The sequence below is a fragment of the Bacillus sp. TE8-1 genome (genome assembly GCF_008368855.1).
Taxonomy (GTDB): Bacteria; Bacillota; Bacilli; order Bacillales; family Bacillaceae_G; genus Bacillus_A; species Bacillus_A cereus.
Genome location: NZ_QPET01000001.1, coordinates 55,024 through 67,167 on the forward strand (window position 1 = coordinate 55,024; position 12,144 = coordinate 67,167).

Sequence of the window (12,144 nt, forward strand, 5' to 3'; positions counted from 1 at the left end):
ATTAGGATATGATGAAAGTAACAAAATAATTCTAAAACTATTTTGCAAAAGAACACAACTAAGAATACATATGCAATAGGTGTGTCCTTTTTTATTTGTTTTAAAAATTCGGAACCAAAAGGGGAGATAAATGTTGTGTGTTAATGAGATTACACCAACAAATGCATCTTTTTAAAAAGTATGAGAGAGGCATGGTATTGGAATGTCCAGAAGGTGAAAAGCAATCCTTTAAACCTGTTTTAATGATTATCCGAATTAGATTCAGTGTTGTATTTGTTGTAATTATCGAGCGCTAAATTCAATTTATAGTCCATTTGTTTATTAAGTAGGAAGAAGCGCTTATTAGGAGGATAATACATTATGAAATCTTAGATTAGGGTTATTTGTATAACATCATTCGTTTTTCAAATGACTGCATGTAAAAGTTCGACACAAGTAAATGGTTCAAAACCTGTCCAGAAGAAGTAGATTTTTACCGTAGTATTGATGCAGTAGAGGATTTATTAGCGTATTTGGACAATACAGATGCTAATAATGAACCAGAAGACCAAACGCATTTGAGATGCTGATTTATTCACGGAGATAGGGGCATGATGACCGTTATACACTTACTCTTAATGAGCAAGAATGGCATGATTCCCACCAAACATATACGGGACAGTCAGGTAGAGCATCTTATTAGTAACTTTGAACGCCTGGTCAGGAATTGGACATAGCAACTTGGCATTCAAAAGATAATTTTCAGTCAGCCCTACCGGAAAATTAATTGGGCTGTTAACAATGGTCATATTATCGAGAAACCTTTTAAATGAGCAATAGTTGATCCTGCTATATCACTTGCCTCTATCACTGCTTGCTATATGTGCCCCTTAGCATGTCATTGTTACAGCTACATGACTCGCTTAACTGATTATTGTCTCAGTATTACCTAATCCAGATTCATTAATTTTTAAATGGCCGATATCTGGTGGCATTTGACGTGGTAACAGCGCCGTGACTGGCGAAGAGCTAGGTAAACGTGTCTCGATTAAACCGACCAGGTTGTCGCAAGGTGACCAGGAACTGCAAGATACCAAAAGCTTTCCAATCCAGGGATTAACATAGTATCTGTAAAGTTGATTTCAGGGCCAACAGCATTTAAAGTGGAAACTAGCGGTCCCATGGTATCAATATTTAAATTTGAAATTAAGCTTGTGTTCTAAAAAACAGAATAGGAAAAACTATTATTGAGTGATCGGTGAATTTTACATCGTTAAAAAGAAGCTCCCGTGTGGGAGCTTCTTTTTTGGTTATATTTTCATGAAACCACTGTCACTTTTTGAATGTGTTGATACGTAAATTTAAATGGATTATTATTCACGAGACATAAACTTGCTTCTTTATAGAAAGTAAGGATTATACATATATTGACATTGTATCTTTAATCCTTTTTTGACACACTGCGCAGAAAGAAACTCCAAGATTCCGCATCTTGCAATCATATTCAGGTCGATATAGTCCACAATGATAATAACCAGCACCTTCAAATGTTCCAACTGTTCCAGTAGGTACTGGGCTTTGATTTGAATTACACTGTGTACAGTTTGAATTTGGCATTGTAGGCATAGTTGTATTTGGAAGAATTAAATCTTTCCATTTATTTGTTGTAATATCGGTATCAGCTGTGATATTAGGCTCAGAAGGTTCGACACCTGTATAGCGATCTCTATCTGTGTCTTGACCACAACCTGCATAATATGAGTACTCATCAGCAAGCCCAAAAATGGTATGACCCATTTCATGGATTAGGATTTCAGCTGCTTGTGGTGCTGTAGAAGCAACTCCTATTGCTCCACCAGAACCGCCGTAAATAGGAGAATTTACTAAAATCATTATAGCGTGATATTCTGGTACCTCACTACTTGCAACTGAAATAGCAGTAGAAACATCTGCTGTTAATAGACGCTGGATGTTATTGGTACAAAAGGTTGAATCAAAATAGGTGCGCACCGTCGATCCTGAACCTCCACAATTTGCTGGATCATCGGCCCCGCTATCAGTTGAGGCAACATCAACTCTATAGATGTTAATACCATTCCACAATTGGTTAAAAGGCGGTGTTGCTTGAAGTATATTTATAAAGTCTTGAACATTCGTTCCGAAAATTGATATTTCATCTTCCTTATACCCATCTGAAAGTATCACAAGGTTAAATCGCTGGTTCGGTGAACCATTATCGATGACCTTCGTGGTACCAATAACATGTCCATCTGAAGTGCTCATTCCTTCACCTCATTTGTATCGGGATTGGCGTGAATAAGAAAACGTGCAAGTTCCGTAGCCGGCTGCAAGTTAGAGCTATTATTTGTAATATTAAATTGCTGAATTGCTTTCGTAGGACTTCCAAATAATGCAACACTGTGCCCTTCACTAATATCTGGTACTAATAAGATCAAGGTGCCTTTTGGGTTTTCCACTTTTCTTCTTTGAATAGAATTTTCACGTTCATTCGTAAAGACTTCTACTTCTTCGTGAAGCCGCTGGCGCGTTACTCTATGATAGAGCGAACGTCCATTATTATCCTCCAAAGAATACCAAAAACCTGAATGTTCCCTATTTTCTTGAATATTATCAGATGGTGGTGGAATAATATTTACTTTGTGAGATGAAAGTAGTTTTATATTATCACCTTCATAAGAAAAAATAAGGCGTATAGACTTAACTATTTTGTTTTTTTTGTTTACATCATCCGAAATTTGTGCCAAATTAATCATTCCTTTTACAAGAATTAATAACAAATTCGTTTTATATATTTTCCACTTTTATATGTTGTATACGTTTTAAATGCCCGTTTTCTCGAGGGTATAGTACAAATATATAAGGAAGTATTTAGATACTAGGAGTGCTAAATGAAAATGAATATAAGATTATTCTTTTGGGAATTCACCTAGAGATATGTTCGGTACATATCTCTAGATGAATTTCTAGTTTTAAAATTAAGATTTAAATATGTATAAGTTAATATAGAAGAACTTTCATATATTTAATGATGAAGTTCATAATTGTCATTAAGTAAGTGCTAACTAATAAGTATTTACTTTCAGGGATGTTGAGATTGAAGGTTATATATGTTCATCAATTTTAAAAAACAAGTTATCTCATAAAAACGATAAAAATAGGCTTCGGTGCTTTAAAAACACAAAATATCCATTTAGGGGTACTTTAAAATCTTATTTGATGGATATGGGCTGTACCTCTATAAATAATCATTCAAACTTTATTAGTAAAAAATACATAGTTAATCTTATTAGAATTAACAGATGGTTTAATCTCTACATTGGATGTTATTAGTTCAAATCGTTAATAAAAAAATTTTAATGAGGAATTATAATTATGTACATCTAAGCGAAAGGAAGGAATTTGATGAGTATAAAGTATGTAAATACACCTGGTTGGCTACTCGTTAATTTTTTGAATGAAGAGGAACGAGTTCCATTGGTACCTTACCTAAAAGTTGAATTTTACTTAGCGGAAAATGGTAAAGAGTATTTTAAGGTGCTTGAAGGAAATCATATTAGTAAAGAGGGATATGTCAATCAGGGGGATAGTAATAGATTTTTTAGTGATGTAAATCCGTTTCTTCCTGAAGGATTAGTTCATTTCGTGAAAAATACAAATCAACTCTGGTATTATAATGAGCAATGGATAGGGCCACTGAATGCTTCAACTGATGCTTCAAATCCGTTGCCGGTAGGGACGTTTGATTTAAAAATACCTGATGAGCCACATGGAGTATTCAATCCCGAGTATTATTATTCTACCACTTGGTTTCCTATTGATTATGAGACAAATAATTTCTTACATCCAAATGTGGAAACTTCAGCTCCAGGATGTACCGTAATGGACGTTGCAAAATGGGAACACATTTATAAATATTTAATAATTCGAAGAAAAGGTGATAATAAAAGCGTAGGAACGATTAAAGTTTTTGAAACTGAAAATGATAGAGAAATTTAATATGTAGTGATTACCATCCACACCCATTAAATTAAGACGTTTTAATCTAACTAATTATCAAAAAATGTTATTCTTTCTAAATAATCTAGATCAAAAAAGGATGACATTTTCTAATGAATCTCTCGATTTAAGATGTATTACAACCATTTACGGAAGAATAACCACGATATCTTACATCTATATTTTTAGAGAGATTTGTAAGAAAAATTAGATACATTAGGCAGAAACGTAAGTTTTTCAACTCAGACATTTCCCTTTTGATCGGTCAACGGATGGAGATTAATCCTTTAGAATGCCTATTATATAATAGGTTTTTATGTAAATACGGGTTCTTTAATTAGCTCTGAAGGCTTAATTAAACGTTTAAAGATCAAATTAGTTTTTTATAACAGATTTTTTAGTAAAACAAATAGTTTGTGAACAAATATCTAATTATCTTTTCTCTTATTTTTCATGAATTTGTATTTTAGATGCACCATATTTTGAGTGCCGAATTCTTTAGAGGATATACTCAGGCAACTGTAATCAAAATTCTAATAGAGTAGACCTACATAATGGTGGAGGTCTACAATTAAACAATTCTTAGTTGTGCGAGGAGATAACCTCCTTCTTTTTGGCTTACATTCGTCTGAATTCAGTTTGGAGCTAGAGGGGGATTCTAATTGTACTTAAAAAACTGGTATGGCATAGTGGTGGAAATAGTGAAGAAACAAGTCACTGCCTTTTAACAATTCGTTACGTTTCAGGCGACATGGTTCACTCCTAGGAAGCAAGTGTCGACCGGTTAAAGTATATGTTTGGATGCAACGAGCAGCAAGCGAGGAATTACTCCCGCATCATAATATAACAATGTTTTGAGAATAAATTTATGATCAGCGGGCATTAATATACTGTGTTATCGCTGTTAAGGGTGACCTGAAACTGGCGCATAACGCAAGCCGTAGTTAACGTAAGTAATAGACTACCTAGAGAGGAGTACAGTAAAATGAAGATTGACAAGAACATCCCGAGCCCTCCACCCACTTCCTTCGAAGTCGATATATCCGCAGCTGTAGATAATTCGGGATTTACTGGTGGGCTGGGTGGCCCTAACCAGGGAGGGCATCAGGCACCAAATTGGTATATCCAGTATGGCATGGATATCGGAGCCGACGAGGGCACCCAAGTATACGCGGCATTCGATGCCCACATTACGAAGTTCACACCGCACAACCCTGAACAGGACAACGGCGGAGTGTACGGCGCGCAAATTTTCATGCGCGCCCCGAATGATATGATGGGTGGTTTCTACACACACCTAACGGACGTGCCGTCGGGAATATCCGTCGGAACAACTGTCTCCCGCGGTGACCTGCTTGGTCGAGTGCATCGATTTGGCGGAATTCCACCTCACCTACATCTAGCACTGGTCGAAATCATTGGCGGGGCACCAGGCGGGCAGTACGTCGGCGTGGATCTCTACCAGTTATTCCTAGACTTGGAATCGGCGGAGCCGGGAACGGTCATTCCCGTAAAGTTTTGGCAGGATGGGTCCGCTCCCTCAATTGTGGAATAAAACTTAAATTTTTAAACGACTTTATTGAAATGATTTTTAGTATAGTGAAGTATATTACATCAAGATTGAATAAGCATATCTCCTTCTAAAATTTAGAATGTGGTTATGCTTATTTGAATTTTTAAAATTTCTGTAGTCTTTTCAGAATAAATTAATTAAAAATAAAAGACTACATACTTTACGAGAAAAAGTATAAAACAAAGGAATTATATAAGGGGGTAATTGATTTTGGAGAAGGACGTAGCCATAGTGGGAGACATATCCGCAGATGTGAAGCATCGAGGACCTTAAAAATAAGAATAATAAACTAAACAAAGGATTATAAATTAAATAAAATAATCAGCTGTCTAGAAAACTATTAGACGATACAATATCGGGGTTTGTAAATAAGAGTAATGGAGAAAAATTCGATGCACTAAAATGCATTACGTTTATAAAGGATAAAAAGAAATAATATTGTAAAATCTTAAATTTCGTATATAAAATTAATAAGAAGTATGGTATGATAAAAGTAACAAAATACTTCTAAAACTATCTTGCAAAAGGACACACCTACGCATACATATGCTATAGGTGTGTTCTTTTTTATTTGTTATGAGATTTCAAGGCTCAAAAGGGGGATATATATTGTGTACCACTAGTATAGCATCTACTAATGTTTCTTTTGAAAAATTGAAAAGTCAGGAAGAGAATGAAGAAAACATAGTGTCAATATGTCCAAATTGTAAGAAACGCTCATTTAGAGCGCTTTATAATGATTATCCAAAATGGATACAGTTTTGCCTATGTTGTAATAATCGAGAAGTAAATACAATAGAGAGTCCGTTTGTTTATTAGATGCAGCTATTTACTTATTTTTATTAGGAGGAAGAAATTTCGATATGAAAATATGGATTAAGGCTATTTGTATAACATCATTCGTATTTCAAATGGCAGCATGTAGCAATTCGACGCAAACAAAAAATGATTCAAGACCTGCCCAAGCAGTACAAAACGGGATACAACAGCACTTGGAAGGGAAAGGTATTGTTGATATTCCAGAAGCTTATAAGGGGAAAATAAAAGGCTTAGAGACTGTTAAAGGGAAGGTATTACATATAAAGGACGGAGATACGTTAGACGTGAACGTAAAGGGGCAGAAACAGACGGTAAGGTTACTGTTATTGGATACCCCTGAGTCTGCATCTCAAAAGATCCCACCACAAAAGATGGGAAAAGAAGCCTCTTCCTTTTTAAAGAAACAGCTAGAAGGGAAAAGTGTAACTTTGGTTTATGATCGGGGACAAAAAGAAGACAAATACGGTAGGAAATTGGCTTATGTATTTTGTAACGGAATACATATTAATGAATTAATGGTCAAGTCTGGTTATGGGATTATAGCTTATATTTCTAGACCTAATACTACATTTCTACCTGAAATGCTAGAAGCAGAAAAAGAAGCAAAAGAATTAAAGGCTGGTGTGTGGAGCATTAAAGGATTTGTAGATGAAAAGAATCGGCATTATAACCGTAATGATGCAGCTTAATATCAATACTTATTCCAAAAGAAGGTTTCTTGAATGAATGGGAACAAAAGAAACATGCTCTTATCTTTTTTTATTTCTACTTTCTTTATTTTTTTGAGTCTATTTCCATTTAGCAGTTATGAATATGTATATGTTATATCAAAAATTGGAGCTGCAGCAGGTGTAATAAATATTGTCATCATGAGTGTGTTCTTGTATTTTCAAAGCAAAAAAATGAGACATCTCTTAAATTAATATGAAAAAAGTGCTCATTTTCCTTACTCGTATATAAAAGAAAAGGGTAAGGAAAACCGAAAGGGGAATGTTTTAGATGGGTCAAATACCAGGGTTCTTGAAGTTCGTTTTAGCAAAGGAAAGACGATATGTATATTTGGCTGTAGCAGAAAAGAAAAACAAACGAGTGAAAACACATATTGTATATAGATTCGGTTCACTAGAGACAGCATTAGAAACTATGTACGGAATGCGTGATGATTTTGAGAATTGCTTTCCACCAGAGTTGAAAGATAAGGGGTATGACTAGGAAGATCTAAATGATTGGATACTATTCATTGAAACCGGTTATTCCAAATACGGAAATAAGTTAGTGACATTTTAAATAGATAATCGAGATAATATCACATCCTTATTATAAAACCCTTAATGCAACTAAAATCGTGTGAGGAGAACATAAAATGGAATGGATTCGTAAGTACTACATTGCAATTGCTTGGACGATAGCTGCTAGTGCAATGTTAATTAGTTTGTTTTTTAGTGAATGGATGAAGCTGCCGCCATGTGATTTGTGCTGGTACCAAAGAATGGCCATGTATCCATTAGTATTAATATTGGGGATAGGAATGTATAGAAAAGATCCGCACGTCAGCACGTATGCATTTCCATTTGCGTGTATCGGTTTAATGTTATCTGTATATCAAATTACAATTCAAGCGTTTCCTATTAGTGAGATGAAGATTTGTTCTGTAGGGGTTTCTTGTACAGAAGATTACTTAAATTTATTCGGTTTCATCTCGATACCTATGTTATCTTTTGTTGGATTTTTAGCAATTATAATACTTATATATATTAAATCTGATAGGGAGACAAAAAAACAAACAACATAGTGGTTATGAATAATGTACTCAAGTAAACACAACATACTTAAAAATAGATAATTAAAATAAAACGAAATTATAAAAGGAGAAATTAAAATGACAACTATTCAAGCAAGTAATGAAATGTACAAAATCCCAGAGGCGGATGTAGAATTATTAAAGATTATGGCTCATCCAGTTAGGTTACAAATTGTGAAGGAGCTAGAACACCGCAAAATTTGTAATGTAACACAATTAACAGAGCTATTAGATGTCCCTCAATCTACCGTATCACAGCATTTGTCTAAAATGCGCGGGAAAATTTTGCGTTCAGAAAGAAGAGGATTAGAGATGTACTATCATATTGCAAATTCCAAAGCATGTCAGATTGTTAGTGTGTTAGGTTTATAGAAGAATATTAGATGGTAAAACAAGAATCTCATTTCATTTTGGGGTTCTTTTTTTACTAAAGTCCTGACAATTATAGTCTTAATATTATGAATTTTATTGATATATATTTGAAAATACGCCTATGAAATTATAAATCCTGTTATTATATTATTAAAATAATATATGATAATTGGTAATGAGGGGGTAGATTATGAATATAGCAGTCAAAGGAAATGAACAGATTCTAGGCTTATTAAATGATTGGTATGTGGAAATCCGTGCGCGGCGCGTAAGTAATGCACATCGTTTAAAAGAAGAAATTGATGATAAAATGCAAAATATAGAAGAAGATCAGAACTTATTATTATACTATTCGTTATTAGATTTTCGTCATCAATATGTAATTGATAACTTAGGTGTTTCTACAAACAGTTTTGATAAAGTAGAGTCTTTTGAGATTCCTTCTAACAATACTTTAACTTATTATTATCATTTCTTTAAAGCTATCCATGCTAGTGGAACTGGTAGTTATAAGGTTGCAAAAGAACACTTTGATCAAGCTGAAAAGTTATTAGAGCTTATCAATGATGACGTTGAGAAAGCTGAATTTTATTATAAGTTAGGTGCATTCCATTTTGATATTTGTGATTCACTAGTCTCTTTTCAGTACACAACAAAGGCAAAAGAAATGTTTTTAGCACACGCTGATTATGAGCGTAATGTCGGTTTTTGTGAGAACTTGTTGGGGTTAGCTTGTATAAACTTAAAAGAGTGGTCATTGGCAGAGGAACATTTTGCGGCTGCAATGGACAAGTTCCAAAAAGTCGGAGAAGATAAGTTTATTATTATGGTGCGCCATAACTTGGGTTGGATGTATTCTAAACAAAACCTATCATCTTTAGCAATTCGTTATTTATCTGAAGTCATTGAAAAGTCTCCAAACCATTACAAAGCCATGTATGCAAAGGCATTGGAACATTACAAACTGGATGAGCGAGATGTCGCAGCAGAACTCATCGTGAACGGTTTAAATATTAGTAAGAAACTAAATCAAGAAGAGTTCATACATAGATATCTCATTTTACAAGAGCTGAACAACGGTTCACCTACTCAAATACTTGAAACCGTAGTGCTAGCAGGAATTGATTACTTCGAAAGAGAAGGATTGTATGAAGATGTTCAAGAGTCTTATGAGACCCTGGGAACAAAATTTTATGATGAAAAGAATCATCATGCGGCGAGTAACTATTTCCATTTAGGATTGCAAGCGAAACGAAAATTTTTTGAGGAAGGAGCTTTAAAATGAAAAAAGTAGTATTGAGTTTAATGGGAATTGTCACCGCTATAACCTTGACTATAGGTGTGACGAATATAGCGAAGACTCCACAATCTTACGAAGTGATTCAAGGTATTTCAATTGGAGATCACGGTGGTTGATACACTAATTTAATGTATAATAAAAAGGGCTAGGATTAATCATCTAGTCCTTTTTTATTGATTGGATTTTTTAATTGATCCTTATCAGCTTTAATACTAGGACAAGTTTTCTTAAGGTTCAATTCGTAAAATTAGTAAGACGTATGCTGTGATTCAATTCGAAATCTACTGCGTTTTTGGTTCAAATAAGAAAAAATACGATCGGGGAGTAAAGGTCAATAAAAAATCATATCAGGAGCTCTCAAGGACAACTATTGCAAACAAATAAGAATTTTGTTCTCACTTAAAGCAAAAACAGCGTGAAACTATATCAACTTGGCTGAGAGAAGCTTATATTGAGAAGATTAAGGTTCATAACCGTAGATTGAAACCAAGAGAACATGAGGGTGTTCTAGAAATTGTAATGAGTAAAATCTATGATCATGAAATTTGGATTCCGGATTATAAGGTCGAAAAGTATTACAAAGGAAAAATAAATAAATGGTATAACAAAAACATTTCATTGGAAGAAAATGATAGGGGGAGATATTAAACATGATATCGGAAATGTAATTATCAAGCTTAGTATAATTTTTTATTTAAGAAGAAAATGATTAGACGTAACAAATCAAAATAAGGGGAAATTTGATTATGGATATGAAGGAGAAAGTAGATTCCGTTGAGAACGCTCTAATATTTGAAAACCAAAAGAATAATTTAATAGATGAATCCGTAATAAGTAATAATATTAATGGTTTAACAGCAACGGATGCAGTGTCAAGAATAGATTTAAGTGGGTATAAATCGGCGATAGATGCGGTTTCAAAAATAAGCTCTTTTAGTTATTTGTTAAATAGTAGAGGATATCCAAATTTAGAGGGGACAGATTTAATCATCTAATAAGTGACGCATATGGTACTACAGACCGTGACTTTATGTATAATATCCAGATCATGGTAATGAATATCATGACCTGGTATTTTCCTCTTTAACGATTAATTCGGTAATGAAGTTGCCTCATTCAAATCTGGATTTCCGTGATATTGCCAAATTTCGGCATCAGCGCCTCCAATTTTTGGGGGCGTCCAACTAGGTAAACAGTTTGTTTCTGTATTGTTTCTTGGCCAACTAGCTACCCAAACATGTGAGGTGTAGTTGTTGAGAGGTAATTGATCATTTGTTATCGTTCTCCATTCCCCAGGCGATGAGTAAATACCTACAAAGCCTGAGGCACCTACACGTTCGTTCACCCCATCGATAAAACCAATAATAACTTGATTATTGAACTCGCACCAGTTAATTCCATTTATATTTCCGTCAGCACTGTTATACCAGCCTGAGTCAGTATTTTCAACATCTCCAAAAATAGTTTTTTTTCGAATGTTTGGATAACTAAGCCAAGCATCAACCGCAGCAGTGCCTTGTTGCATTCCCCAGTCATGTGCGTCTTGTAATGTATTTACCGCATGGGAGGAATATCCGTTGATTCTTCTACCACTACTACAGGTGTAAGATGATTGAGTAGAATCTGGATTCGCAAACTTCGGCCCAAGAATAAACCAATAGCCATACGTATTTTGCCTATTACGGTCAATTAAAAATTTTGCATTAGTATCAGTATTCCCTGTATTCCCTATATTTCCAAAGCAAATATTCAAGGAACTATTATATACCCACGAATCTCCTTGTACAGAACCCATACCCATCTCACCAATATAAAAATCATCCGTACATGAATCACTTTGAGGACTAGTATTAGAATCAACTCCATGGTAATTTGTCAAGGTACTCACTCCTTTAAAATGTCTATTTATTGAACAATTCCCCCTTTTTAAAGGGACCTTTTATATTTTGCGAAATTTGATACTAATAACTACTGTAAAATATAGGAAACTCGGTTATGTCCTAACCAATGGTATGTAAGGTGGTAATTTGTATAATCTTAAACGTAAACTCCTACAGTAGGTTCGTCAAACACCTGGTCGTTCATTTCTTTGATGCTAATTCCCAACAACTATGAAAGTGCTAGGAACGCCATTCGACAGCTTCTTTTTCATATTTTTTGGGGAGTTGTTATTCCTAGCTAGTTGGTTTTCTGCCTTTTGAATCATTTTTAAATAATACACCACTATATAAGGGGAATAATGGAATAATTACTCTTTCTCGAGGCTGTTAATATTAATACCAT

13 protein-coding genes and 2 pseudogenes are annotated in these 12,144 nt (G+C 34.4%); 12 read left to right on the forward strand and 3 right to left on the reverse strand.

Annotation, left to right across the window (positions count from 1 at the left end):
• Positions 1 to 137: 137 nt before the first annotated feature.
• Positions 138 to 296 (forward strand): hypothetical protein, encoded by a 159-nt coding sequence (locus tag DN404_RS00270; RefSeq protein WP_255444825.1) that lies wholly within the window; start codon positions 138 to 140, stop codon positions 294 to 296.
• Between the two features lie 1,099 nt (positions 297 to 1,395).
• Here the strand turns inward: DN404_RS00270 and DN404_RS00275 are convergent.
• Both DN404_RS00275 and DN404_RS00280 read right to left on the reverse strand, forming a co-directional pair.
• Positions 1,396 to 2,262 carry a M64 family metallopeptidase gene (locus DN404_RS00275; RefSeq protein ID WP_149214521.1) on the reverse strand — a complete coding sequence of 289 codons (867 nt, stop codon included), beginning with the start codon at positions 2,260 to 2,262 and terminating at the stop codon, positions 1,396 to 1,398.
• Positions 2,259 to 2,744 (reverse strand): hypothetical protein, encoded by a 486-nt coding sequence (locus DN404_RS00280; protein ID WP_149214522.1) that lies wholly within the window; start codon positions 2,742 to 2,744, stop codon positions 2,259 to 2,261. The genes DN404_RS00275 and DN404_RS00280 overlap by 4 nt, the downstream gene beginning before the upstream one ends.
• Positions 2,745 to 3,402: 658 nt before the next feature.
• On the opposite strand from DN404_RS00280, the gene DN404_RS00285 reads away from it, so the two are divergent.
• From DN404_RS00285 to DN404_RS00335, 11 genes and pseudogenes are all read left to right on the forward strand, one after another.
• The gene (locus DN404_RS00285; RefSeq protein ID WP_149214523.1) at positions 3,403 to 3,996 is read left to right on the forward strand and encodes a hypothetical protein; all 594 of its coding nucleotides are present in this window, start codon (positions 3,403 to 3,405) and stop codon (positions 3,994 to 3,996) included.
• A gap of 985 nt (positions 3,997 to 4,981) precedes the next feature.
• The gene (locus DN404_RS00290) at positions 4,982 to 5,551 is read left to right on the forward strand and encodes a M23 family metallopeptidase (protein ID WP_149214524.1); all 570 of its coding nucleotides are present in this window, start codon (positions 4,982 to 4,984) and stop codon (positions 5,549 to 5,551) included.
• 881 nt (positions 5,552 to 6,432) lie between these two features.
• Positions 6,433 to 7,077 carry a thermonuclease family protein gene (locus DN404_RS00300; protein WP_149214525.1) on the forward strand — a complete coding sequence of 215 codons (645 nt, stop codon included), beginning with the start codon at positions 6,433 to 6,435 and terminating at the stop codon, positions 7,075 to 7,077.
• Positions 7,078 to 7,110: 33 nt separating this feature from the next.
• Positions 7,111 to 7,311, forward strand: coding sequence for a hypothetical protein (locus DN404_RS00305; protein WP_149214526.1), 201 nt, complete (start codon positions 7,111 to 7,113; stop codon positions 7,309 to 7,311).
• A 76-nt stretch (positions 7,312 to 7,387) separates the two neighbouring features.
• A pseudogene (locus DN404_RS00310) lies at positions 7,388 to 7,675 on the forward strand (hypothetical protein).
• 76 nt (positions 7,676 to 7,751) lie between these two features.
• Positions 7,752 to 8,180, forward strand: a complete 429-nt coding sequence (locus DN404_RS00315) for a disulfide oxidoreductase (protein WP_149214528.1) — start codon at positions 7,752 to 7,754, stop codon at positions 8,178 to 8,180.
• Between the two features lie 87 nt (positions 8,181 to 8,267).
• Positions 8,268 to 8,561, forward strand: coding sequence for an ArsR/SmtB family transcription factor (locus tag DN404_RS00320; protein WP_000207870.1), 294 nt, complete (start codon positions 8,268 to 8,270; stop codon positions 8,559 to 8,561).
• Between the two features lie 190 nt (positions 8,562 to 8,751).
• Positions 8,752 to 9,846: a Rap family tetratricopeptide repeat protein gene (locus tag DN404_RS00325; protein ID WP_149214529.1), complete on the forward strand. Its 1,095-nt coding sequence runs from the start codon at positions 8,752 to 8,754 to the stop codon at positions 9,844 to 9,846.
• Positions 9,843 to 9,977 (forward strand): hypothetical protein, encoded by a 135-nt coding sequence (locus DN404_RS30805; RefSeq protein WP_255444830.1) that lies wholly within the window; start codon positions 9,843 to 9,845, stop codon positions 9,975 to 9,977. The genes DN404_RS00325 and DN404_RS30805 overlap by 4 nt, the downstream gene beginning before the upstream one ends.
• A 218-nt stretch (positions 9,978 to 10,195) precedes the next feature.
• A pseudogene (locus DN404_RS30810) lies at positions 10,196 to 10,509 on the forward strand (transposase).
• Between the two features lie 98 nt (positions 10,510 to 10,607).
• Positions 10,608 to 10,856, forward strand: a complete 249-nt coding sequence (locus DN404_RS00335) for a hypothetical protein (protein WP_255444832.1) — start codon at positions 10,608 to 10,610, stop codon at positions 10,854 to 10,856.
• A gap of 95 nt (positions 10,857 to 10,951) precedes the next feature.
• Here the strand turns inward: DN404_RS00335 and DN404_RS00340 are convergent, their stop codons facing one another.
• Positions 10,952 to 11,740 (reverse strand): hypothetical protein, encoded by a 789-nt coding sequence (locus tag DN404_RS00340; RefSeq protein ID WP_149214530.1) that lies wholly within the window; start codon positions 11,738 to 11,740, stop codon positions 10,952 to 10,954.
• Between the last annotated feature and the right edge of the window lie 404 nt (positions 11,741 to 12,144).

What these genes read in the sequence shown, in the direction of transcription:
- DN404_RS00320 (WP_000207870.1), top strand. Translation starts at nt 8,268, where the DNA reads ATGACAACTATTCAAGCAAGTAATGAAATGTACAAAATCCCAGAGGCG.
- DN404_RS00335 (WP_255444832.1), top strand. Translation starts at nt 10,608, where the DNA reads ATGGATATGAAGGAGAAAGTAGATTCCGTTGAGAACGCTCTAATATTT.
- DN404_RS00290 (WP_149214524.1), top strand. Translation starts at nt 4,982, where the DNA reads ATGAAGATTGACAAGAACATCCCGAGCCCTCCACCCACTTCCTTCGAA.
- DN404_RS00275 (WP_149214521.1), bottom strand. Translation starts at nt 2,262, where the DNA reads ATGAGCACTTCAGATGGACATGTTATTGGTACCACGAAGGTCATCGAT.
- DN404_RS30805 (WP_255444830.1), top strand. Translation starts at nt 9,843, where the DNA reads ATGAAAAAAGTAGTATTGAGTTTAATGGGAATTGTCACCGCTATAACC.
- DN404_RS00325 (WP_149214529.1), top strand. Translation starts at nt 8,752, where the DNA reads ATGAATATAGCAGTCAAAGGAAATGAACAGATTCTAGGCTTATTAAAT.
- DN404_RS00305 (WP_149214526.1), top strand. Translation starts at nt 7,111, where the DNA reads ATGAATGGGAACAAAAGAAACATGCTCTTATCTTTTTTTATTTCTACT.
- DN404_RS00315 (WP_149214528.1), top strand. Translation starts at nt 7,752, where the DNA reads ATGGAATGGATTCGTAAGTACTACATTGCAATTGCTTGGACGATAGCT.
- DN404_RS00285 (WP_149214523.1), top strand. Translation starts at nt 3,403, where the DNA reads ATGAGTATAAAGTATGTAAATACACCTGGTTGGCTACTCGTTAATTTT.
- DN404_RS00300 (WP_149214525.1), top strand. Translation starts at nt 6,433, where the DNA reads ATGAAAATATGGATTAAGGCTATTTGTATAACATCATTCGTATTTCAA.